The sequence below is a fragment of the Meishania litoralis genome (assembly GCF_042611095.1).
Taxonomy (GTDB): Bacteria; Bacteroidota; Bacteroidia; order Flavobacteriales; family Flavobacteriaceae; genus Meishania; species Meishania litoralis.
This window is the reverse complement of the sequence record NZ_JBHFPV010000002.1, coordinates 709,959-732,804: the sequence shown is the minus strand read 5'-3', so window position 1 is coordinate 732,804 and position 22,846 is coordinate 709,959. Positions and strand designations below refer to the sequence as shown.

23 protein-coding genes and 1 riboswitch are annotated in these 22,846 nt (G+C 41.7%); of the genes, 11 read left to right on the top strand and 12 right to left on the bottom strand.

The features are described 5' to 3' along the window. Positions 1-103: 103 nt before the first annotated feature. The 3 genes from ACEZ3G_RS12415 to ACEZ3G_RS12405 all read right to left on the bottom strand — a co-directional run bounded on the left by ACEZ3G_RS12415 (position 104) and on the right by ACEZ3G_RS12405 (position 3,009). Positions 104-1,219: an FG-GAP repeat domain-containing protein gene (locus tag ACEZ3G_RS12415; protein ID WP_432425814.1), complete on the bottom strand. Its 1,116-nt coding sequence runs from the start codon at positions 1,217-1,219 to the stop codon at positions 104-106. A gap of 234 nt (positions 1,220-1,453) precedes the next feature. Beyond that, positions 1,454-1,882 carry a DUF3995 domain-containing protein gene (locus ACEZ3G_RS12410; RefSeq protein ID WP_432425813.1) on the bottom strand — a complete coding sequence of 143 codons (429 nt, stop codon included), beginning with the start codon at positions 1,880-1,882 and terminating at the stop codon, positions 1,454-1,456. Then, positions 1,879-3,009, bottom strand: a complete 1,131-nt coding sequence (locus tag ACEZ3G_RS12405; protein ID WP_432425812.1) for an FAD-dependent monooxygenase — start codon at positions 3,007-3,009, stop codon at positions 1,879-1,881. The genes ACEZ3G_RS12410 and ACEZ3G_RS12405 overlap by 4 nt, the downstream gene beginning before the upstream one ends. An 86-nt stretch (positions 3,010-3,095) precedes the next feature. Between ACEZ3G_RS12405 and ACEZ3G_RS12400 the strand changes: the two genes are divergently transcribed. After that, a complete protein-coding gene (locus ACEZ3G_RS12400; RefSeq protein WP_432425811.1) occupies positions 3,096-3,719 on the top strand; it encodes a TetR/AcrR family transcriptional regulator in 624 nt (207 codons plus the stop codon). A gap of 352 nt (positions 3,720-4,071) precedes the next feature. On the opposite strand, the gene ACEZ3G_RS12395 is transcribed toward ACEZ3G_RS12400, so the two are convergent. Together ACEZ3G_RS12395 and gndA are read right to left on the bottom strand one after the other, a co-directional pair. Next, positions 4,072-4,635 (bottom strand): DUF2199 domain-containing protein, encoded by a 564-nt coding sequence (locus ACEZ3G_RS12395; protein WP_432425810.1) that lies wholly within the window; start codon positions 4,633-4,635, stop codon positions 4,072-4,074. 121 nt (positions 4,636-4,756) lie between these two features. After that, positions 4,757-6,166, bottom strand: coding sequence for an NADP-dependent phosphogluconate dehydrogenase (gene gndA / locus ACEZ3G_RS12390; protein ID WP_432425809.1), 1,410 nt, complete (start codon positions 6,164-6,166; stop codon positions 4,757-4,759). Positions 6,167-6,257: 91 nt separating this feature from the next. Here gndA and ACEZ3G_RS12385 point away from each other — a divergent pair, with 91 nt between their 5' ends. The 3 genes from ACEZ3G_RS12385 (at position 6,258) to pgl (ending at position 9,159) form a co-directional block, all read left to right on the top strand. After that, complete coding sequence (locus ACEZ3G_RS12385) at positions 6,258-6,812, top strand: hypothetical protein (RefSeq protein ID WP_432425808.1); 555 nt, start codon at positions 6,258-6,260, stop codon at positions 6,810-6,812. 8 nt (positions 6,813-6,820) lie between these two features. After that, positions 6,821-8,353: a glucose-6-phosphate dehydrogenase gene (zwf, locus tag ACEZ3G_RS12380; protein WP_432425807.1), complete on the top strand. Its 1,533-nt coding sequence runs from the start codon at positions 6,821-6,823 to the stop codon at positions 8,351-8,353. 80 nt (positions 8,354-8,433) lie between these two features. Then, entirely contained in the window at positions 8,434-9,159 is a 726-nt protein-coding gene (gene pgl / locus ACEZ3G_RS12375) for a 6-phosphogluconolactonase (protein WP_432425806.1), read from the top strand. Between the two features lie 35 nt (positions 9,160-9,194). On the opposite strand, the gene ACEZ3G_RS12370 is transcribed toward pgl, so the two are convergent. The 5 genes from ACEZ3G_RS12370 to ACEZ3G_RS12350 form a co-directional block, all read right to left on the bottom strand. After that, positions 9,195-9,560 (bottom strand): 6-phosphogluconate dehydrogenase, encoded by a 366-nt coding sequence (locus ACEZ3G_RS12370; protein ID WP_432425805.1) that lies wholly within the window; start codon positions 9,558-9,560, stop codon positions 9,195-9,197. A 3-nt stretch (positions 9,561-9,563) separates the two neighbouring features. Then, on the bottom strand, positions 9,564-10,913 hold the full coding sequence (rmuC, locus tag ACEZ3G_RS12365) for a DNA recombination protein RmuC (protein WP_432425804.1): 1,350 nt from the start codon (positions 10,911-10,913) through the stop codon (positions 9,564-9,566). 71 nt (positions 10,914-10,984) lie between these two features. Continuing rightward, entirely contained in the window at positions 10,985-11,773 is a 789-nt protein-coding gene (locus ACEZ3G_RS12360) for an ABC transporter ATP-binding protein (protein ID WP_432425803.1), read from the bottom strand. A 2-nt stretch (positions 11,774-11,775) separates the two neighbouring features. After that, positions 11,776-12,768 (bottom strand): FecCD family ABC transporter permease, encoded by a 993-nt coding sequence (locus tag ACEZ3G_RS12355; protein WP_432426068.1) that lies wholly within the window; start codon positions 12,766-12,768, stop codon positions 11,776-11,778. A 38-nt stretch (positions 12,769-12,806) separates the two neighbouring features. Continuing rightward, a complete protein-coding gene (locus tag ACEZ3G_RS12350; RefSeq protein WP_432425802.1) occupies positions 12,807-13,961 on the bottom strand; it encodes an ABC transporter substrate-binding protein in 1,155 nt (384 codons plus the stop codon). A gap of 149 nt (positions 13,962-14,110) precedes the next feature. On the opposite strand from ACEZ3G_RS12350, the gene ACEZ3G_RS12345 reads away from it, so the two are divergent. Continuing rightward, on the top strand, positions 14,111-14,233 hold the full coding sequence (locus tag ACEZ3G_RS12345) for a hypothetical protein (RefSeq protein ID WP_432425801.1): 123 nt from the start codon (positions 14,111-14,113) through the stop codon (positions 14,231-14,233). Positions 14,234-14,238: 5 nt separating this feature from the next. Next, positions 14,239-14,479: riboswitch (cobalamin riboswitch) on the top strand. 90 nt (positions 14,480-14,569) lie between these two features. Next, positions 14,570-16,438 carry a TonB-dependent receptor plug domain-containing protein gene (locus tag ACEZ3G_RS12340; RefSeq protein ID WP_432425800.1) on the top strand — a complete coding sequence of 623 codons (1,869 nt, stop codon included), beginning with the start codon at positions 14,570-14,572 and terminating at the stop codon, positions 16,436-16,438. Positions 16,439-16,481: 43 nt separating this feature from the next. Here the strand turns inward: ACEZ3G_RS12340 and ACEZ3G_RS12335 are convergent, their stop codons facing one another. Continuing rightward, positions 16,482-17,963, bottom strand: coding sequence for a S41 family peptidase (locus ACEZ3G_RS12335; RefSeq protein WP_432425799.1), 1,482 nt, complete (start codon positions 17,961-17,963; stop codon positions 16,482-16,484). Positions 17,964-18,244: 281 nt separating this feature from the next. Then, positions 18,245-19,804: a S41 family peptidase gene (locus tag ACEZ3G_RS12330; protein ID WP_432425798.1), complete on the bottom strand. Its 1,560-nt coding sequence runs from the start codon at positions 19,802-19,804 to the stop codon at positions 18,245-18,247. A 216-nt stretch (positions 19,805-20,020) separates the two neighbouring features. Between ACEZ3G_RS12330 and ACEZ3G_RS12325 the strand changes: the two genes are divergently transcribed. The 5 genes from ACEZ3G_RS12325 to ACEZ3G_RS12305 all read left to right on the top strand — a co-directional run bounded on the left by ACEZ3G_RS12325 (position 20,021) and on the right by ACEZ3G_RS12305 (position 22,753). Then, complete coding sequence (locus ACEZ3G_RS12325; RefSeq protein WP_432425797.1) at positions 20,021-20,530, top strand: RNA polymerase sigma factor; 510 nt, start codon at positions 20,021-20,023, stop codon at positions 20,528-20,530. After that, on the top strand, positions 20,517-20,951 hold the full coding sequence (locus ACEZ3G_RS12320) for a hypothetical protein (protein ID WP_432425796.1): 435 nt from the start codon (positions 20,517-20,519) through the stop codon (positions 20,949-20,951). Before ACEZ3G_RS12325 ends, ACEZ3G_RS12320 begins: the two co-directional genes overlap by 14 nt. 11 nt (positions 20,952-20,962) lie before the next feature. Further along, the gene (locus tag ACEZ3G_RS12315) at positions 20,963-21,508 is read left to right on the top strand and encodes a DUF4252 domain-containing protein (RefSeq protein ID WP_432425795.1); all 546 of its coding nucleotides are present in this window, start codon (positions 20,963-20,965) and stop codon (positions 21,506-21,508) included. A 96-nt stretch (positions 21,509-21,604) separates the two neighbouring features. Continuing rightward, entirely contained in the window at positions 21,605-22,150 is a 546-nt protein-coding gene (locus tag ACEZ3G_RS12310) for a DUF4252 domain-containing protein (RefSeq protein ID WP_432425794.1), read from the top strand. Positions 22,151-22,213: 63 nt separating this feature from the next. Further along, entirely contained in the window at positions 22,214-22,753 is a 540-nt protein-coding gene (locus ACEZ3G_RS12305) for a DUF4252 domain-containing protein (protein ID WP_432425793.1), read from the top strand. Positions 22,754-22,846 lie beyond the last annotated feature (93 nt).

Sequence of the window (22,846 nt, the reverse complement as noted above, 5' to 3'; positions counted from 1 at the left end):
CTGAAGACTTACCCGTTTCGAAGGCTTCCCTGTTTCTGGCAACCATGTTTCGAAATTGAACTAAAAGAACTTGTTTATTGACCTGGTTCTTTGTTGAAGACGGTTATTTTTTCTGTGTTCTATAAAATAGATTCCACGTTCCAGAATTCGATTCTACAATATCTGGTAAATCATCACCATTCAGATCTCCTATTTCTATATTATAGGTATCGTCCTTTAAATCATCTCTCAACCCCATTTCTTTAAATTCTCCGTTTTTTTGTCCCAAATGAACATAATTTCGTTGTTCTGAGTTACCTTCAATGATGTCTAGATAACCATCCTGATTTAAATCCGATATTTTAATGGATGAAGTGTTGCGTTCTGTTTTAAAATCAAAAATTCGATTAAAAGCCAAATTTGTATCGCCGAAGTAAATACTGTTTTTAGAACCTAAATTACCAGTTGCAATATCCAAGAATCCGTCTTTGTCAACATCGCCAATATCGATTGAACGGGTTTCATCCGCTGTATTGCCAAACGCTATGATTTTTATAAAATTCTGCTTTCCGTCATTAAGATAAATTTTATTTTTTGTTTGCCTTTCTGCCGTAATTAAGTCTAAATGACTGTCTTTGTTTATGTCTACTACCTTAGTTTGTATAGTCTGGTCAGATTCGTTGCCAAAAGTGATAGTGTTTTCAAAATTTCCTTGTCCATCGTTAAGGCAAATTTCGTTTTTAGCTTTTCTATTTGATAGAATTAGGTCAAAGTCTCCGTCATTATCAATATCTGCTATTTCCAGATTTCTTGAAGGCGAAATTGAACCAAAAGTTTTTTCATTGCCAAAGCTCTGGTCTGATGAACCAAAATATATTTTATTGGGAATGTTGTCATTGGCAACAGCAATGTCCATAAATCCATCATTATTGAAGTCGGCACTTTTCATTGCATAGGAGGCATCGAGGAATTTTCCGATAGGTTGGGCCACTTTAAAACCACCTTTTCCGTCATTATAGTAAACATAATTCTGTTCTGCCCAATGTCTTCCATTAGCTACCAGTGCATCCAAATCTCCATCTTCGTCAATATCAAACAAGGTTATTGATGCGGTTCGATTTGATTGCGTTCCGATTGAAAAGAATCCATCTGCGTTGAAAAATGTTATTTCTTGGGCCAATGCGTTTAAGGTTACTGTCAATAGAATTAGAAATGTTAGCTGTACTCGTGTTTTTTTCATAATCATGGAGAAAGGTTCGGCTACGATCTGTGGCAGAATTTCAGCCGAGCGCCTTGCATTTAGGTAAGCCAGTCTTTGACAGGCAAAAAATTCGTTTGGAAAAAAGCGCGACAGCCGGCAGTCGTGTTTTTCGTTTTGTTGTTCGGATTAAAAGTAAGAAATAATCTTCTTCTGAACCATTGGCAGCAACAAACTTTACAAGGCTTGTGGGCAGTATGTTCTTAAATCTGTTCTTTATTTCATAAGTTCTATCAATATCCCTAATGTCCCGATTGTCGAACACAAAGGGGTAAACCATTTTGAATCGGCTATCGCAAATTCAGTACTCTTGATTTTTTTGAAAAATCCGACATATTTAAAATCTCCAATTGCCCTCAAAATAAAAATAGAAGGAATTATCCAATACCCGTATTTAGTCACCAAATTTGGAAGTTGAAGATCCATAAGGCCAGATTTTGGCAGATAAATCATACCGAATAGAAGTAAAACCAAAGCTACTATTAGCGTTGCGAATTTAGGAATTGAAAGCGTACTCTTGTGATTCTCTTTTGTTGGAATTACCTTTTTAAAGCCCCATTTCCCACCGAAAAGCCAGTAAAAATGTATTAAACCTAGTGCGGTGAAAATGGTAAATAAAACAATTGATAATATTGTTGCTATCATATTTCTGCAAGTTGAAAGATTTGTTCGTTCTGTTTTCTATTAACAGAAGAAGGTGTTGATCTCAACATTTGATTACGTAGACCAATTAATATTGGATTTGAGATATGCGCCATTTTGCCAACTAGCCAGCTTGCTTTTACTACTTGATGAGCTTTTGGCAATCTTAATTTTTGATATTGCGAAAATGCCTTGGTAATTTCATATTTGTGCAAGCATTCTGAAAGCACAAAAGCATCTTCGATGGCCTGACAGGCACCTTGTCCCATATTTGGGGTTGTTGCGTGTGCTGAATCTCCAATTAAACATATATTACCTTTAAACCATGTATCTGTTGGTTTTAAATCTGAAATTTCGGCGGTATTTATGTGTTCCCTTTTGGTTGAATTTATGATGTCTTTAATGACTGAATTATAACCGCCGAAATATTGCTGCAAACTATTGATAGAGAATTCATCCTTATTTTTTTTGAATGATTTTAAGGCATACCAATACACTTTGTTTTCTGCGATTTGAACAAAACCAAAACGTTCGGATCCTCCCCAAGCTTCGTTCAATTCATTTCTAAATTTAATCGGCAATATAGATCGAGCAATTCCTCTCCAGCATATTTGATTTGCATTTCTTATGCTATTTTTTGGGAGTATGGTTTGTCGAACAATAGAGTTAAGTCCATCGGCCCCTAAAACCGTTGTAGATTGAACTTGTTTTCCATTTTCAAAGTTCAAATCGTATCCATTTTCGTTTTTAACTATCGAAGCAAGTTTATGGTCGAGATTGATTTCAGTTGATTTTAACTCGTCGATCAATATCTGTTGTAATTTTCCTCTATGAATCGCGATGTTTTTTGTACCGTGTTTCTTCTCAAAATAGGATAAGTCAATTTTGGATAGTGGTGTCAGATTTGGTTTGGTAATATTCATTGAAGAGATTGCATTTCCATTTTCTTCAATTATTTTTCGCAAGCCTAACTTTTCATAAACTTGCATTGCATTGCTGGCTAATATAATTCCTGCGCCAACTGGTTTTATCTGTTCCGCCTGTTCAAAAATTCTTGTTTTAATTCCTTTTTGCCCAAGTGCGATCGCAGTGGTTAATCCTCCTATTCCTGCTCCAATAATATCTATCATATTTTTATGCACTATATTTAGTACAAAGGTACTAAAACAAAAATACAATAGTACAATTGTACTATTGTATTTAATTTTGCCAGTATATGAGTGAGACCAAACAAAAGATATTGTTGCAGTCATTAAAACTTTTTAATGCACGTGGTGTTTCAAAAGTGTCTTTAAGAACTATTTCAGATGCGTTAAATATTAGTGTTGGTAATTTGCAGTATCATTTTAAGAAGCGTGAAGATATAATAGAAGAGCTCTATTTTCAATTGGTAAAAAAAATTGATGATATTCTAGTTGTAAATGAAGGTGATTTATTGAATTCATTCTTTAGCACATCCAAGCAAATGATTTCCATGCTTTATGAGTATCATTTTTTTCTACTAGATTTTGTGACGATTGTAAGGAACAATCAAAAGATAAAACACCACTACGCTAAACTTTCCAAGCAAAGAGAAGAACAGTTTTTAATGCTTGTAGAATTAATGATTAAAAGGAGAGTTTTACGTGAGGAGTTGTTGAAAAATGAATATAAGATGCTATTTAAGAGAATAGAGGTAATTAGTAATTTTTGGTTCTCTTCAGTATATATTCAATCTTCAACTTTATCTGAAAGAGTATTAGAGGATTATTCACTTATTGTTGGTCAAAGTATTTTTCCTTATTTAACAGAAGAAGGAAATAAACAATTTGCTCTTATATTTCCGAATGAGATAGTTTAATTGGCAGGGCCGAGTTGTTTTTAACTGGCGATGTGTTGTAGTTTGGGCTTGATGCCCGTCGATGGCGAGGATTCTTGGAAGGTTGTTATTTGGCAATTTGGTCTGGCCTTTCAGGTGTGTTGCATTTACTTTGATGCATTGCCGGCGACTTTGTTCAACGGAGCTTTAGCGAAGTTGAAAGCTGCGCAGGATAACAATTTGATAAATCAACTTGTTTCCTGAAATTTTAAGGAAAAAGCTTGTTTTTATACGCAGTACCTATGAGTATTTACGTGGTTTAGCACTTAACTTTGCAAGTACACACCAAACTGAAAATCCGCGAGGATTTTCAGAAGTAGGCGATAACGAGCAATTACTTATAGCCATCTTTGTTGTGCAACGTTTTTTTCATTTGTTCTACTCGTTTTTCTGCTTCCGCAATTGTGATTCCATTCTCCCAATCCGAAATCAATTTATGTTCGTTTTGGTGCGGAATAATTTCTGGTCTAATTCCGCCTTTTCTTGTATTTACGTTTACGTGTAATCCCAAAGTACTTTTCTCATAATCTGGAATATCATTACTAATCATTCCGAAATATGTTTTTTCTTCAGCATTATTTTTAAAGTCAGCCTCATATTCATTAAAACTCTTTTCGCTTAAAGACACCCAAACTCCATAATCCAAATTTTCACAAGCATCATTAATTTGAATTGTCAATACAGTTCTTATAAATCTGTCAGTTTGGTCTTCGTGAGTAATTATGCAAAAATCACTTGAAATATCTGCAATTTCTTTTCTGTCCTTTTCATTCAGAGTTTCATAGTAGAATGGCGTTGTAAATCCGAGAGCAGGTAATTCATCGTGTATTTCTCCACAAGTCGAACATCTATATTCACTAGATTTTTGTTTTTTCTTAAAAATGTCAAAAATTCCCATATTTTAATTCAGTTCGATAGTTTTTCAAATGGTGCACAACTCGTTATATCCGTACCAAAATTACCATTTATCATTTCATATTTTCGGATAACAGTACCTTTTGGTTGGGTTTATCCAATACCTACTTTTCCCATTCTGTATGAAAAATACCTTCGCGGTCCAAACGTTCATACGTGTGCGACCCAAAATAATCGCGCTGTGCTTGGATCAGGTTCAAGGGCAGTCGGGTAGCGGTATAGGCATCGAAATAGGTCAATGAATTGGTGATTCCGGGTAGGGGTACTCCATTCGTGGCTGCCAAACTTGCCAATTTACGTGCCGAGCCGACCGTGCCCTGTACTTTTTCTACAAAAGTGGGCGATAACAAGAGATTGGGCAGTGATCGGTCTTTTTGAAAGGCCTCGGTAATATCGGCCAATAGGGCCGCCCGAATGATACAGCCCGCGCGCCAAATTTTTGCGATAATGGCAATATCTAGTTCATAGCCATATTCGTTTGACGCATCGGCCAACTGATGCAGCCCTTGGGCATAGGTGATGATAAACGAGAAATACAAGGCTTCTTCGGCCCATTTTTCAAGCTCGACCTTATCCTGCTTTTTCGTTTCGGGGCGGTCATACAGCATATCGGCCCGAACGCGTTCTGCTTTCAAGGCCGAAATTTCGCGCATGCTCACGGCAATATCGATTGAAGGTACGGGTATGCCCAGATCCATGGCGTTTTGGCTGGTCCATTTTCCGGTGCCTTTTTGTTTGGCTTTGTCAAGGATCTGATCGACCAGATGGCCTTCGGTAAGGTCATCTTTTTGGGTCAATATTTTTGACGTGATCTCCACTAGAAATGATTGCAGCCGCCCTTCGTTCCATTTCGAAAACAGGGCACTCAGTTCCTCGTTCGAGAAATCCCCTGCTTTTTTGAGCAGGTCATAGATTTCAGAGGTCAATTGCATCAATCCGTATTCGATGCCGTTATGCACCATTTTCACGTAGTTTCCGGCGGATTTCGGACCTAGATAGGCCACACAGGGTTCCCCCCTGTATTTGGCGGAAACGGCCTCGAAAATCGGTTTTACGTGCTGATAGGCTTCGCGGTTGCCACCGGGCATGATGCTCGGCCCGAGACGGGCGCCCTTGGCACCGCCCGAGACTCCCGCCCCGAAGAAATGGATGCCTTTTTCCTGCAGATAGGCTTCCCGGAGGTCGGTATCGGTAAAAAAGGAATTTCCCCCATCGATGATGATATCGTCCTTGTCCAAAAGGGGCAACAAGCTTTCAATAACGGCGTCCACGATCTTGCCGGCAGGTACCAACAGCATTATTTTTCGGGGAGCCGAAAGTGCATCGACAAAGACCTTGGCATCCGTCGAGGCGTTGACCTTGTTTGTATCGCCGCCTTCGGCGATAAGGGCGTCGACCTTTTCGGTATCAAGGTCGTTGCCAAAGGCCGTAAACCCGTTATCGGCCACATTGAGTATAAAATTGCGCCCCATAACGCCAAGGCCTACCAGTCCGAAATCGTATTTTCCTTCCATAATTCTTTATGCTGTTTAGTGGGAATGCCCATCAAATCAAAAATAAATGAAAATATCCGGTTTTGGTTCGATACCCCTTGTAAACCCATAAATGATGGTTATATTTAAAATCGCCTATGTTCCGAAAATGAAAAAATCGATTTTCGTATTTCTTATCTTTTTTACAATTGTTTTGGGTGCACAACAAAAATCTTTAAAGCAGACGGAAGCGGTCAAGTCCATCGATGCCATTGTCAACGAAGTATTGCAAATTGTTTCGGGGGAAAAAGGAAAAGCACGCGATTGGGATGCGTATCGGAACCTTTTTTTACCGACCGCTCGCTTTACCATACTGAATCAAGGCGATTCGATTACTACTCCCTACGATTCGTTTTCGTTGGATGAATTTATCGCGTCGTTTCAAGAGAGTTACCGAGACAAGAATTTCCTGGAGTATGAAACCGGAAAGGTAGTGGATGAATACAATGGCCTCGCCCAGGTCTTTCAGAGCTTTCATGCCGAAGATTCCGAGAATCTGAACGTTCGTGGTATTTCAAGCTACCAACTGGTTTTTTACGACGACCGTTGGTGGATCGCCAACATGGTCTGGACATTGGATTCGAATGGGGTAAAAGTGCCTGAAAAGTATTTGGAGAACAAAAATTAGCATGTCACATGAACAAGACCGATAATCAAATGCTCGTCATTTTCGGGGCCTCCGGCGACTTGACGGCGCGCAAATTGGTCCCTGCGCTTTTTAACCTGTACCAAGGCCGTCACCTGCCTGAAAACTTTACGGTATTGGGAGTAAGCCGCAGCGACCTTACCGACGATGATTTTCGAAAAAAGGTCGTCGGACAAAGCAAATATCTCGAAGAAAATATCAAGGAATCAGATGCCGCGTTCATTGACCGCTTTGCCGAAAAACTCTTCTACGAAGACTTGGGGAAGGAGTATGATACCTCGTATGAAAACCTTCGCAAACGTATCTTTGATTTGGACAAGGCGCACGGTACCGGTGGGAATGTCATTTTCTACCTCTCGACACCGCCCAGTCTGTACGAGATCATTGCAAAAAACCTTGCGGACCAAGGACTGAACGAGGAAAAACGAGGTTGGAAGCGTTTGATCGTCGAAAAACCGTTTGGCTATAGTCTGGCTAGTGCGAAAGCGCTGAACGAAGGCCTGCATCGCTATTTCAAGGAATCACAGATTTACCGCATCGACCATTATTTGGGCAAGGAGACCGTTCAGAACCTTTTGGTCACACGTTTTGCCAATAGCATTTTTGAACCGCTTTGGAACCGCAACTATATTCACCACGTTGAGATTACCAACGCCGAGAGTGGTGGGGTGGAGAAGCGTGGGGGGTATTATGACAAGTCGGGCGCGCTGCGCGATATGTTTCAAAATCATCTGTTACAGATCGTTTCGTTGGTCATCATGGAGCCTCCCATAGGGGCAGGGCCCGATGAGATCCGTAACGAAAAGGTCAAGGCCTTGAAATCGTTGCGCATTATGAGAGATGATGAGACCTTGCACAACAATACCATAAAGGCCCAATATATAGCCTCGGTCATCAATGGGGAAAAAATCAAGGGATACCGCGATGAAGAAGGTGTCGACCCCGAATCGAATACCGAAACCTATGCCGCCATCAAGTTTTTTGTCGATAATTGGCGTTGGGCCGATGTACCTTTTTATGTTCGAACCGCCAAGCGTATGCCGACCAAGGTCACCGAAGTGGTCATTCACTTCAAGTCGCCCCACCATCAGATTTTCAAAGATTCGGGCATGAACAATAAGGATAATAAATTGATCATCAGGATCCAGCCCGATGAAGGAATTTTAATCAAGTTCGGCGTAAAAGTTCCCGGGCAGGGATTTAAGGTAGAGCGGGCAAACCTTGATTTTTATTACTCCAGTTTGGTGGAGAACCATGTCATGGAAGCCTATGAACGCCTGTTGTTGGATGCCATGCAGGGCGATGCCACACTTTATGCGCGTGCCGATGAGGTCGAGGCGGCCTGGGAGTTTGTAGATCCCATTTTGGACTATTGGAAAAATAACAAGGATGTCAAAACGTACGGCTATTCCGCGGGAGTTTGGGGGCCGACCAATGCCGATGAATTGATCGAGGGCTTGGGCATGTGGCGCAACCCCAGTGAAAACTTGGCCGATGACCCGGGCTTTTGCGTGATTTGCTAGAAGCTAGAAGCTAGAAGCTGGAAGCTGAATGCAAGAAGCCAATAACCAAAGGCAATATCAATAGGCCGTAAAAGTACAATATGGATTTAAAGATCAACCGTACCAAACAAGAAGTCGCCGATGCGTTCTCAAAATACCTGATCGCTTTCGTTGAGAATCGCAAAGAGGTACACATCGCACTTTCCGGAGGCAGTACCCCCAAAATCGTTTTTGACACCTTGGCCAAGCATTATACCGATCAGACCGATTGGGCCAAAGTTTACCTGTATTGGGGCGATGAACGCTGTGTGACGCCGGAAGATGACGCGAGTAATTTTAAAATGACCAAGGAACATCTCTTGTCGAAATTGAATATCCCGAAAGGGAACATTTATCGGATCAAGGGGGAGAACAGACCCGAATACGAGGCCCGGCGTTATTCGAAGGTCTTGAGCAACGCTCTGCCAAAACGTCGAGAAGTTCCACGTTTCGATTTGGTTATTTTAGGAATGGGTGATGACGGACATACGGCCTCGATATTTCCGTATGAGATCGATCTATGGTATTCCAAAAAATATTGTGAAGTGGCAACGCATCCCGATTCGGGACAAAAACGGATAACGATTACCGGTCAGGTCATCAACAATGCGCAAGAAGTGGCGTTCTTGGTCACTGGTGAAAACAAAGCGGTCAAGCTTGGGGAAATAATCGACAAGAAAGGCAGATTTAAAGACTATCCCGCCAGTTTGGTGAATCCGAGATCAGGAAAATTGATTTGGTTCATGGATCAAGCCGCCGCCGCCAACATTACCTCACCACATTTTTAATACTCTTCACTTGGTTCGGGTTCTGATCGGTTTCATCAGTTGCGAAAATGAGGCGAACGTTCTTTTTCCACTTCGGTGATGAAGTATTTGGTGTCGCCCAACCAGAAAAAAGTGGCGTAACGCTCGGTATAGCTGACTTTTACATATTCGCCCTGATATTCTTTTAGCTTTTCGATGACATCCTGGTCCTTGTCCAGAACCGAGAATGAAAATATCTGGGCCCCGGAGATACCTTGGCTAATTTCACCTTCCCAAGTTTTGGCGATAACGCCCTTACGGCTGATCTTGATCAATTCGCCCGATCGTACCCCTTCACTGTAAGGAACAAAATAGATAAAGGCATAATACAAGGCCAATAGGGCCAAAAGGCCACCGATTACAAGAAATAGTATTTTTTTCATGGTTTAAAGCTTAAGTTTTGGTTCTTCCTCGAAATCGTCTTCCTGGGCGCGTTTTAATAGGGGTTCGGAAATGGATTTTTTAGCCTTGGCCCCCATTTTTTTCAGTCTCTCGATACTCGTTATGATATTGCCCCGGCCTTCTATCAGCTTGTTCATGGCACCCTTGTATTCACTTTTCGCATCGTCCATCTTTTTGCCGACCTTGGTCAGATCACTTACAAAGCCTTCGAACTTGTCATAAAGCGCCCCCGCCTGTCGGGCAATTTCGATGGCGTTGCGCTGCTGTTTTTCGTTGTTCCACATACTGTCTATGGTGCGCAAGGTAGCCAGTAGGGTAGATGGAGTAACGATTACGATATTCTGTTCGAATGCCTTGTTGTACAGCGAGTTGTCATTGTTTATGGCAATCGCAAAAGCAGGTTCGATGGGTACGAACATCAAAACAAAATCCGGACTTTCCATTTCGTAGAGGTCTTCATACTTTTTTGCGGAAAGTTGATCTACGTGCTTGCGGATGGAGGTTATGTGGTCTTTCAGGAATTTGTCTTTTAGGTCATCTTCTTCGGCATTGATGAACCGTTCGTAGTCCGTTAGGGAAACCTTTGAATCCACGATCATCTTTTTTCCGTCGGGCAGGTTGATAATTACATCGGGCAGTACCCTTGTGCCGTCCTCCAACGTAAAACTTTGCTGCACAGTGTATTCCCGGTCTTTTTCAAGCCCTGATTTTTCCAAGACGCGTTCAAGCACCAGTTCGCCCCAATTGCCCTGCATTTTACTATCGCCCTTTAGGGCTTTCGTCAAGTTTTCGGCCTCTTGGGTAATCTTGAGGTTTTGGGTCTGTAAATTCAATAATTGTTCCTTTAGGGCCGAATGGATACTGATATTTTCCTTTTGGCTTTCCTCTACCTTTTTTTCGAACAATTGTATCTTTTCGTTCAACGGGGTTAGGATATCCTTGATATTCTTTTCGTTTCGTTCGGTGAATTTTAGGCTTTTTTCTTCCAAGATTTTGTTGGCGAGGTTTTCGAATTCCTTGGTGAATTTTTCCTGAAGTTTTTCGACTTCCCCCTTTTGTTCTTGGTTCTTGAGTTCGAGGTTTTCCAAATCGGCCTGATAACGAACGATTTGGTTGCCCATCTGCTCTTTTTCGCTTTGTAATTGGGTTTTATATTCCTCGGCGTCCGTTAATTTATGCTCCAAGGAAATGAGATTGGCCTTTAACTGCTGTTCCCGCTCCTGAAGGGCGCTTTGGCTCGATTTTGTTTTAAGTCCGCTTATGTAATTGCCTAAAAAATAGCCGATTGCCAAGCAAATCGCCCCGATTATAACATATGGCAAAAATTCGTTCATTCCCTTTTATGGTGTTTGAAGTAAAGATACATGATCGCCTTTAAAATAGAAGTGTACGCCTGTGCTAACTTTTAAATACGAAAAGATCCTGTGTCGGGATCGAAGGTAATCGTATCTGATGGAAAAATGCGCTCAAATGCCTTTTTTTCAATCAGTTCGTTAGGTTTACCAAAAGGATTGGTATGGCCGTCCAATAACAATATTTCATCACATAACCGAATGGCCATTTCTATTTCATGGGTGGTGAAAATGATGATTTTATCGGTCTCTTTTGCAATGTGTTTTAAAAGTTTCAAGATCCGTACTTTATGGTACAGGTCCAAATGTGTGGTGGGTTCGTCCAATAAAATTACGGGAGTATCCTGCGCCAGGGCGCGGGCTATCATGGCGCGTTGTAACTGGCCGTCACTCAATTCATGGCACTTTTTATGTTGAAGTGAACCCAACTCCATTTGTGTGATGCCTTCTTTTACCTTGGCGAGATCTTGCTCCGATAAGGTACCTAACCAGTTGGTATAGGGCTGTCTTCCCAAGGCCACCAATTCTATGACCGTAAGGTTTTTCGATGCGATGGGCTCAGTAAGCACTACACTGATCTCGGAGGCCAAATCGAACGATTTCATATTATTTAGATCCGTTTCACCGATTTTGATGGTTCCCGCTAATTTGGGCTGTACTTGGGCCAAGGTTCTTAGCAAGGTCGATTTTCCGATACCGTTGATACCGATTATAGCCACCAATTCGCCAAGTTGTGCGTTAAGATCAATGTTCTTGGCAACAAGTATTTCACTGTTCTTTGACGTATATCCGATGGATAGATTTTCTGTCTTTAGTGTAATATGTTGTTCCTTGGAATCCATGGTCAAAAAATCATTTTTCGTTTACGTACCAACAGCCAGATAACGACCGGGGCACCGATTATGCTTGTTATTGCATTGATCGGTAAGACATGGGCCGATGTCGGCAATTGCGCAAGGGTATCGCAAAGCAACATTAAGACCGCGCCATAGATCATTACGGCCGGAAGCAATATTTTGTGATCCATGGCATTGAACAACTGTCGTGTCAAATGGGGTACGGCAAGGCCAATAAAGGCAATCGGTCCGGCAAAAGCCGTAATTCCGCCAGCTAGCAATCCGGTCGCGATGATTATGATATAGCGCGACTTTTTCAAGTCGATTCCAAGGCTACGGGCATAATTTTCGCCCAATAACAGGGCATTCAATGATTTTATCGACAGAACACTGAGCAATACCCCAACAAGGACCAATACCGATAGCAATAACAATTGCGGCCAAGTAAGGTTTCCTATACTGCCGAATGACCAATAAATATAGCGCTGCAATTTTTCGGCATTGGTAAAATAGGAAAGTACGCTGACGATAGCGGCCGTGATACTACCGAACATCAAACCGATGATGAGCAGTGCCATGGTATCTTTGACCCGTGTCGCAACGATTACCACTACTAGAAGTACCATAAAACTTCCCAGACTTGCGGCAATCGCCAGTGAAACGTCATTTACGAACTCAAAGGTCAATAGGCCCGAAATGGCCGTTGAGCCCATAATCAACAGTGCCGCACCGAGACTGGCACCCGAACTTATGCCCAATACGAAAGGGCCGGCCAACGGATTTCTGAACAGGGTCTGCATCAACAATCCGCTTAGCGAAAGTCCGCTACCGACCAATATCGCGGTAAAGGCTTTTGGAATTCGGTAGTTCCAGATGATGTAGTCCCATGATTCGTTCCCAACAGAGTTCCCAAATAGCGAATTCAGCAGTTCATCAAAGGGAATGGATACGGAGCCGAGGCCAATATTGATCGTGAAACTGATCACGAGCATTATCAGCATCGCAATAAAAGGCCAACGATATGTCTTGTTTTTTACAATCAATCCAAAGGTTTAAAAAAGAATAATCGATGTTCGGGCAAGAGTTCGGGATGGAAAATATAAATTAAGTCTTTAAGTACCAGATCCGGCCTTTGAGGGGCCAGTTCATAGTACAACAAACCTCCCGTTTCACCCTTTGTCTTTGAAAAAGTATATACGTTTCTGTTCTTAAAGGCAGTGAAATGCAAATAGTGTTCGTTGGCCTTTTTCATTTCCCCGTATTTTGTGAATTGAGATGGGGAAATCCAGAAATCGGCATTTTGGCCCTTGGTCAGTACACTTTCTAGACCTAGGGAGAGACTCCCCGTCTCTTGGGTATCGGCCCATAAATATTGGGCATTGGCATCTGAAATGAATTGGGCTGCCCAGCTATCGCCACCGGGCAGGTACCATACATCTTTGTAAAGGGCGCCACTTAGAACGGTCGGTCGTTTTTGCGCATTTGCCGCTAATTCTTTGGCCTGTTCATAAGCCTTTTTCGTTTTGTTGAAAATACTGTCGGCAGCTGCTTCCTTTTGAAAGAACGGGGCGAAGAATTTTATCCATTCCGCTTTCCCTAACGGTGTTTTTTCCGTCCAATCGCCATTATAGACAACAGGAATATTGGAACGCTGTAACGTTTCGTATGCCCTGTTCCGGTTATCGATTCCGAAACCGACCACTACATCGGGGTTCAATTCGATGGTCATCTCGGTGTTTATCGACTCATTGTTTCCCAGTTCCTTTATTAGGCCATTATCGATGCGGTTTCTAACACTTTTTGACGAGATATAATCGGTATCGGGAAAGCCGACCAGCTTATTCAATTCGCCCAAAGCCTCCAAAGCGGGAATATGTGTGGTAGAGGTAACCACCAAACGCGATACGGGCACGGCTACAATGGCATCGTATTCATCTTTGTTCAAGGTCATTGAAGCCATTTTATCCTTGTGGACCAGGGCATACTTGAATGCTACCTCGGCATCGGGCCAAGGGGAGGTAATTTTTATGACAGTCAGATTCTCGCCAAATTTTTCAATTGAAAATCCCTTCGCATAATCGATAAGAGTGACTTCGTTCGATTTACCGATATGGCCATTTTGATTTTTATCCGTTTTACATCCCAGAAAAAATAGAAGGCAGAAAAAAAAGAGGATATATTTTGTGGGCTTCAAAGGTGTTCGAAATTTTAGTTTAAAGGGAAAAAAGGATATCAGGGTCTTCTCAGGGATTGTTTATTACCGGTATTCTTTTTCCCTCGCAAGGTAACAAAAGTCACATTTTATTTTGGTGGCAGTCATTAGTTTTGATAAAAATTCACAATATGAGGGGTGATTCGAACACCATTGTCTACATCGTGGCCGGTATCGTACTTCTCCATTTTGTGGTCGGTTTTATCTGGTTGGCCATTAAAATGACAAAGAAGGATAAGATTGACGAAAAATAGTTCTATTTTCGTTTTGAATTTGGTTCCCGACATGTTTTAGGATGTTGGGATTAAAAGGGAATCCGGTGAGAATCCGGAGCTGTTCCCGCAACTGTAAGTTTATGCCAAAAATTTTCTTGGCACCTCTTTAACAGAGGGGGCTATTTTCTTCAAAACCACTGTCGACACTGATTGAAGTCCAGTAAAGATGGGAAGGTAGGATAGCTTTGAACAAGTCAGGAGACCTGCCATTAATTCGGCTGCCGATGGCAGCGAACAATCATTGTTAAACTTTCGGGACAAAAGTTTACGTATGGGTACAGACATACTATGCTCCCGTTTATTGAATTAAACGAAATGAACAAAAAGTTTTTTGGCTTTTGTGCTGCCGCTTTGGTATGCACGAACATGGCCGCCCAGGTCGCCGAGAATGATTCCATTAAAATTCAAAATTTGGATGAAGTGGTGGTAAGTGATTCACGTTTTGCGCTCGAACGACAAAATTCGGGCAAGACGGTGATCAAGATCGGCAACGATGAATTGCAGCGAAATCAAGGTAAATCGGTGGCCGAGATCATTAATGTGAAAAGCGGAATCGAGATTGCCGGTAGCCGGGGTAGGGAAGGGGCGGTTCTCGGTGTTTTCGCACGTGGAGGCCGCGGACGCCAGGTATTGGTGTTGATCGATGGGGTTCGTGTGAGCGATCCCTCCTCATTTTCACAGGAATACGATTTAAGGTTGCTTACCGCCGCGAATATCGAGAACATTGAAATTATAAAGGGGGCGGCAAGTACCTTATATGGCGCAAATGCGGCCACGGCTGTCATCAACATCACCACAAAGAAGGCTTCGCCAAGAAAAATGGAACTGAACGTTCAAACCAGTCGTGGCACCAATCAGACCACTTCTGGTCAAAACTACAACCTTTCAAGCGCTTATAACGGGGTCGACTTGAGCGGTACCTTTGACAAGTTTACCTATAATGTGACATTCTCCAACCGATTTTCAGAAGGACTTTCGGCACTGATTACCCCAGAAAATGAAGAAGATGTTTTTTCTACCTATAGTACCGATGTACGTGTCGGCTACCAATTCTCCGATAAATTCAAAGTGGGTATTTATGGTAACCTTACCGGATTAAAGACCGAGTACGACGAATTTTCGGGCCCAATGGATGCCCCGTACCTTTTTAAAGGGAAGCAAAAACGCATCGGCGCGACTTCTGAATATGCCTATAAAAAAGGATCTTTGCACTTGAACACGGGCTATGCGGATTATGCTTCCGAGAATTTTAGTGCCTATCCGAATTCTTTTAAAGGTGATAATTATGTTCTTGATCTTTATAACAAGCTTAATATCCAAGACAAGCTGTATACCATAATCGGCTTGAACTACGTATTGGATAGAACGGAATTTGAAACCCGAAAAGATTTTACCCTTGTCGACCCCTATATCAATTTGGTATACGTTTCTGAAAACGGATTCAATTTGAATTTGGGCGGTAGGTTGAACAATCATTCAGAATACGGTGGTCACTTGGTTTATAATGTGAATCCGTCTTACGCCCTGAAAACTTCGAAGGGTTATGTTAAATTGCTCGGTTCGTATGCCACTTCCTATATTACTCCTTCCCTGAACCAACTTTTTGGGAATTTTGGGGCGAATCCTGATTTGGGCCCTGAAGAGAATAGAACCCTTGAAGGGGGATTTGAATATGTCGTAAATCAAGATTTACGCTTTTCAAGTGTCTATTTCAATAGGAAGGAAGAAAATGCCGTAGTGTACGATAATCAAACGGGTCTTTTTTCAAATGCCGTGTCAACGATAGATGCCCAAGGTGTTGAATTTGAATTGCATTGGAAACCATTTGTACGTTTTGAATTTTCGGGCAATTACACCTTCACGGAGCGAAAGGGCGATGCCGCCATACGCATACCCAAACATAAAATAAATATTTCTGCCGGATACCGGTTTTCGAATAGAACGTTCGCTTCTCTCGACTATTCGCTAACAGGAAGTCGATTCGATACCGATTTCATGACTTTTGCAAATGTCGAGCTGCCCAGTTATTCCTTGCTCGATTTTTATATTGGGCATGATCTATTGCCGGGAAAGTTGAAAGTTTTTACGGCAATATCCAATCTTTTGAACGAAGAATTCACTGAAATAATAGGGTCGACGACGAGAGGTAGAAATGTAAGGGCCGGTATGAAACTCACGCTGTAAAAGAGAGAGCCCCAACAATCATTGTTTGTTGGGGCTCTTTTTTTTATTGGAATTTAAGGTCCAAAGGTTTGTCCAAGACCATATTGTCTTTTATCGGACCGAACATTTTAGAACTGGTCATTACTTCGGCCGGCACACGTACCGAGAAATCCCTTTTACCAGAGGCTCCCGTTATTTCTTGAATGGCCCTTGCAAGAAAGGGTTCGTTTTGATCGCCCAAGATGCCAAGATCGGCCAAATCTTCCTGTAATTCAATATCAGGTACCAGACCTTCGGTATAATCGGAAAAACCATCGGCATTTTCATTTCTTCCTACCAAGGGCTGAATGGCCCATTGGTTGTTGGAATTTATCTCGTTCTCCCTATCCGGATTGAATATAAAACTGCCTTCGGGGTCGTCTACCATGGTAATCGAAAATTCATTTTTGCCCCGTGTCGCCTCCCCGATATGAACAACATCCATGTAAGGGGTTAGTCCGTTGATGACCAATTCGCTTGCCGAAGCGGTACTGCCTGTTGCCAAAATATAGACTTTATCGAGATTAAGGGTGTTTATGGTCGAGCCATCACCTGTCTTATCACTGAAATAATCTTCCAATTGTTCTTTGTTCAATTGTGACTGCACCTTGGCGTTCCAACGTTGTCTCAAGAAAAGGTTACTGGTATTCGTACCATAGATCATACTGGCCAATAATCTGGCGGTATTTACCGAACCCCCAGGGTTATATCGCAGGTCGAGCACCAAATGGTTTACCCCGGCGGCTTTCAGGTCACCGAACGCATTGTTCAGATCTTCGTCATATTCGTTGGTAAAACCATTGTACACCAGATAGCCGATTTTTTCACCATTGATATCAAAGGACTTTGAAAGAAAAACAGGATTTTCAGCTAGGTTCGGTTGTTTGGTGAGCGTCACCTCCTCGTCATTGGGCGTAACAGTATTATTTGCAATATCGGCCATATTGAGGGTGTAGGTGTCGGCATCACCGAACAATAGATCCGTATAGTTATCAATGTTCAAAGTTTGACCGTTGACCCCCGTAAAAAGATCGCCACGTGCTATATTCTTGGTCGCCGCATCTGAACCGGGTACAATATAGCGAACATAGCCAAAAATGTCATCGCTTCCTTGAAAACGCACCAGACCGAATTCGAGACCATTGCTTTTTGAGATTCCTGAGAGGGCCTGTGTAAGCTCTTTGTAGTCTTCGGAATAAAAACTGAAACGATCCTCATTGAACAACAATTGGTTGTCAAAGAATTCTCCCGGGTCGTTTTCGGTAGCCAAGAATTCCTCATATGAAGAAGCGTTGGTTTTCACCGAGTCGTCCAAATTTTCAACATCGGCCTGCCAAAAGTACCACAGGTTCATCGCCCGCCACATGAAATCTTGTACAGTGAGATTGGCGTTCGGCCCATCGGGAATATTGTCATCATCCTTTTTACATGCGGTAAGTATGATTCCCGAGGCGAGGAACAGAAAGAAAAACTTTCTCAAATTCAAAATCTTTAGATGTTTTTTCATAGCTGTCTTTTAAACTTTCTTTTTTAGGAAACACGTAATCAATTATCATTCCAACGTAAGAAAGATAAAGATTTGGGGTGTCATCATTTAAAATATATAAACGTACTTACGTAAATATTTATTCTATGGTTGTTCAAAATTTACCTTACGTAAAAAAAAGATATTGTTCGAATGCCCGTGTATCTAAGCATTGATTTCGGTCAAATAGTCGTTACGTTATCACAAGACATTACAAATGACAACAAAGAAAGGTCATATGGAGTAACACTAGTCTTTGCCGATTATTCTTTTATTCCCGATTTAATACTTTCTTTTAGGGCTTCAGGAGTCTTGTTGATAACGAGTTTGCTGGCCAAGGGGTTCGAAAGTTTGGAACCCGAAACCAGGTTTACCGGCATAAGTACCTCAAATTCTCTTTTGGTACTTGAACCATTGATTTCGGCCAACGCTCTTGCCAACATAGGTTCATTGGGGTCTCCCAACACGCCAAGGTTCGTTATATCTTCTTGAAATTCTATATCAGGTATTAGTCCGTTGGAGTAATCTGAAAATCCATCGGCATTTTCAGCGGTCACGATAATGGGTTGTATTGCCCATTGGTTATCAGGATTGATTTCACTTTCGCGATCAGGGGAATAAAAATTGCCATTTTCAGGGTCATCGACAAAGGTGTTAGATCCTTGGTTCTTACCTACCGTGGTGGTACCTATATGTACCACATCGATATAGGGTTCTAAACCGACCATGACCAATTCGCTTGCCGATGCGGTATTGTCGGTCGCCAAAACATAAACCTTGTTTAGGTTAAGATTGTTTAGCGGCATGCTTGAATTGCCATGGACGGTTCCGGTTGTCGACAGAAAATAATTCAAGAAATCGTCAGGCTCCAATTGTGCCTCGATCTTGGCGTTGTACTTATCCTTATAGAAAATTTTAGTCTCGTCGGCGTCATAAACGAGACTGGCCAATAATGCGGCGGTATAGCCAGAACCACCTAGATTATAGCGTAAATCCAATATTAAATCAGTGATGTTCTGTGCTTTGAATTCGGCAAAGACGTCGTTGAGTTGCTCACCTGACCCCCCGACAAATTGATTGTACATGACGTAACCTATTTTTTGGGCACCCTGTTCAATGATATTCGTTACCAGTATCGGATTTTCGACCAGCCCTTCTTCTTTGGTCAGGGTAACCTCTTTTCCGTTTGGCACAAGTGTATTATCGACTATATCGACCATATTGAGCGTATAGGTGTCCGAATCGCCGAAAAGTAGGTCGCGATAATTGTTCAAGTTCAAGGAGGTACCGTTCACTCCAACAAAAATGTCACCTCTTTTAATGTCTTTTGTTGAAGCATCGGATCCTTCGACAATGTAGTATACAAAGCCCAGCACGTCCTCTCCAGAGCCATATAAAGAAAGCCCGAACTCGAGTCCGTTGCTTTTGGAAACACCTGCAAGAAAATTGGTCAAATCCTTATAGTTTTCGCTATAACCGCTAAACCTGTCCTCACTGAAAAGTAGTTTGTTCTCAAAAAAGGCGCCGGGATTTGGCTCAGAGGACAAAAACTCCACATAGGCCGCTTCTTCGGCATCTGAAGTCGGAAATACAGAATCTGCCAAATTTGGCACCTCGGCCTGCCATAGGTAGTACAGGTTCATCGTTTGCCACATGAAGTTCTGTACGACCACGTTGACCTCTTCCTGTGGTTCTTCTACCTGTTCTTCTTCTTTCGGAGTTTCAACGGCTTCCCCTTCTTTCGTAGGTACTACGTCATCGTTTTTCTTGCACCCGGTTTGAACAATACCGAGTGCCAGCATTAATAGTATCAACTTTTTCATAATTCATTTTTATTATCGTAGAACGTTACTTGACGAAAAAGCAAAACTTAAAATAAAAGATCACTTTTCCTTGTTATCCATAGCGTTCTCTTTAATTTATGGTCGAACAATTTACTTACATATCTACGATAAAAAAATTTTTTGTAACAAAATTCGTCGTATATCGTCTTCCTTATGTAAACGACCAATAATGGTTTACGAACAACCCGACCAAAAATGAATCAGACTGATTTTTTAAACGTGGTAATGCCTTTTAAGGATAAGCTGTACAGATTGGCCAAACGTCTTTTGGTTTCAACGGAAGAAGCTGAAGATGCCACACAGGAAATTCTGCTCAAACTATGGTCGAAGAACAAGGCGATGGAAGGTTATAATAACGTTGAGGCCTTTGCCATGACCATGACAAAGAATTTTTGCCTCGACAGGTTAAAATCGAAACAGGCAGGAAACCTGACATTGGTGCACAGTAATTATGGTGATGGCAATAGTTCGTTGCAGCAACAGGTAGAGGCAAAGGATAGTATCGGTTGGGTAGAGAAAATAATGGAGGAGTTGCCCGAGCAACAGAAAATGGTACTGCAATTGAGAGATGTCGAGGAATATGATTTTGACGAGATCGGCGCACTTTTAGATATGAAACCTACAGCAATACGTGTCGCACTTTCCCGGGCACGGAAAACAGTACGGGAAAAATTAATGCAAAAACATAGTTATGGAATCGGATAACATTGAAAAATTGTTGGAAAAGTATTTTGAGGCTACCGCAACGGTCGCCGAGGAAGAAACCTTACGGGCTTACTTTGCGCAAGAAAGTGTAGCAACACATCTAGAGCAGTACGCCCCTATGTTTCAGTATTTTTCGAACGCTAAAAAAGAACGGTACACAAAGCAGGTTGCACTAAAACCTAGAAGAAATTATACGAAGTGGCTTTCCGTTGCGGCAGTGGCAGTTCTTATGGTAGGCATTTACTTTGGCAATGATTACCGACAACAACAACTTGAGGAACGAGAAAAGGCTCTTTTGGCCTACAATGAAACTAAAAAGGCATTGAGCCTTTTGGCCGAAAATTTTGAACGAGGCACTGAAAAAGTGGCTTATTTGAACCAATTTGAAGAAACAAAGCAAAAAATTTACAGTAACGATTAAAATCAAAAACAATGAAAAAGATACTTATCATAACAGTAATGGCAATCTTGCCACTGACAGGGTTTTCACAATCTTTATTCGATAAATATGAAGATTTGGACAATGTAAGCGCCGTAGTGGTAAATAAAAGTATGTTCAACCTATTGAGCAAGATCGATGTAGAGGTCGATGACCCCGAGGCCAAAGATTTTATGGATATCGCCCAAAGCCTGAACAACTTAAAGGTATTCATCACAGAAGATAAGGCGATATCGGCCGATATGAAATCTTCGGTCGACAGTTACCTAAGATCGGCCAAGCTTGAAGAACTGATGCGTGTCAAGGACAAAGACACCAATGTGAAGTTCTATATTCGAGAGGGCAAAGATTCTGACCACGTGAGCGAACTCTTGATGTTCGTTACCGGGTTAAAAGATTCAGGTGTCGATGTCGATGTAAACGGCAGAAAATTTGAGACCGTACTGCTCTCTTTGACCGGTAATATCGATTTGAACAAAATAAGCTCGTTGACGAAGAAAATGAACCTTCCCGAAGAGTTGAACAAAGCCGGAAATTAAAATTGAACACACAAATGCTTTCGCAGTAGGTATTCGGTGAAGAAGACCGAATACCTATTGCAACTATCAAAATTCATCAATCAAAAAATGACAATCATGAAAAAATTAGTAGTAATTCTTGCCCTAGTACCGATATTCGGTTTTTCGCAATCTATCTTCGATAAGTTTGCAGACATGAACGATGTTGCCTCGGTGACCATCAATTCGAGCATGATCAGACTGGCCGGTAGTTTGGCCGCTCTTGATGACGATGACCAAGACGCACAAGATTTTAAGGATATTGCCCACAGTTTGAATGGAATCAAAGTTTTCATAACTCAAAATGAGGATGTTTCACAAGATATGGGCGCCACGGTAAAGAAATATCTCAGATCCTCCTCAATGGAAGAATTGATGCGCGTAAAAGACAAAGATGCCAATATCAAATTCTATATCAAGTCGGGTAGCGATGAAGACCATGTCAGCGAGTTGCTGATGTTCGTGTCAGGAATAAAAGACAACGATATTGGTATCAATGGCAGAAAGTTCGAAAGTGTATTGGTATCATTGACCGGTGACATTGATTTGAACAAAATAGGGTCATTGACCAAAAAAATGGATTTACCCCATGAATTGAACCGTGCCGGCAAAAAGGGGGACTAATAAATTGATTAACTTCATGTTCAAAACGGATTTTTCGTTTTGATGGAATTAAAAAAGCGTATCATGAGAACGATTAAATCATTTCTATATGTGGGCATTTTAGTAATGTTCGCAGCCTGTTCATCGACCCAGAGTCTGCAGGAGTACTATATCGATAACACCGAAAATCCGAATTTCTTGATGTTCGATGTGCCAACCAGCGTGTTGAATCTAGAAAATGCCGATTTGACCGAGACGCAAAGAGAAGCGCTCGGATCGTTGAAGAAACTCAACATCTTGGCGTTCAAAAAGACCGCTGATAACGGCGCGGACTATAAAACCGAGAAGGCAAATGTAAAGGCAATACTTTCAGATAACAAGTTTATCGAGTTGATGAAGATGAACACCAGTTACGGCAAAGCCACTATCAAATACTTGGGCAGCGAAGATGCCATTGACGAGGTCATTATTTATGGTGACAGTGATGAAAAAGGTTTTGCATTGATCAGGGTGCTTGGTAACGACATGAATCCTGCGCATATGGTGCAGTTGCTGCAGGCCATTGAAAAATCGGATTATGATGGAGAAGGCCTAAAAAATCTTGGAAAGCTCTTCCAAAGTTAGAATTCAAGTATCAAAAGCTATTCTAGATCCTGCTCCGAATATTACGGAGCAGGATTTTTTTTGTGCAAAAACGGACGTAATATTCCTCTTTAA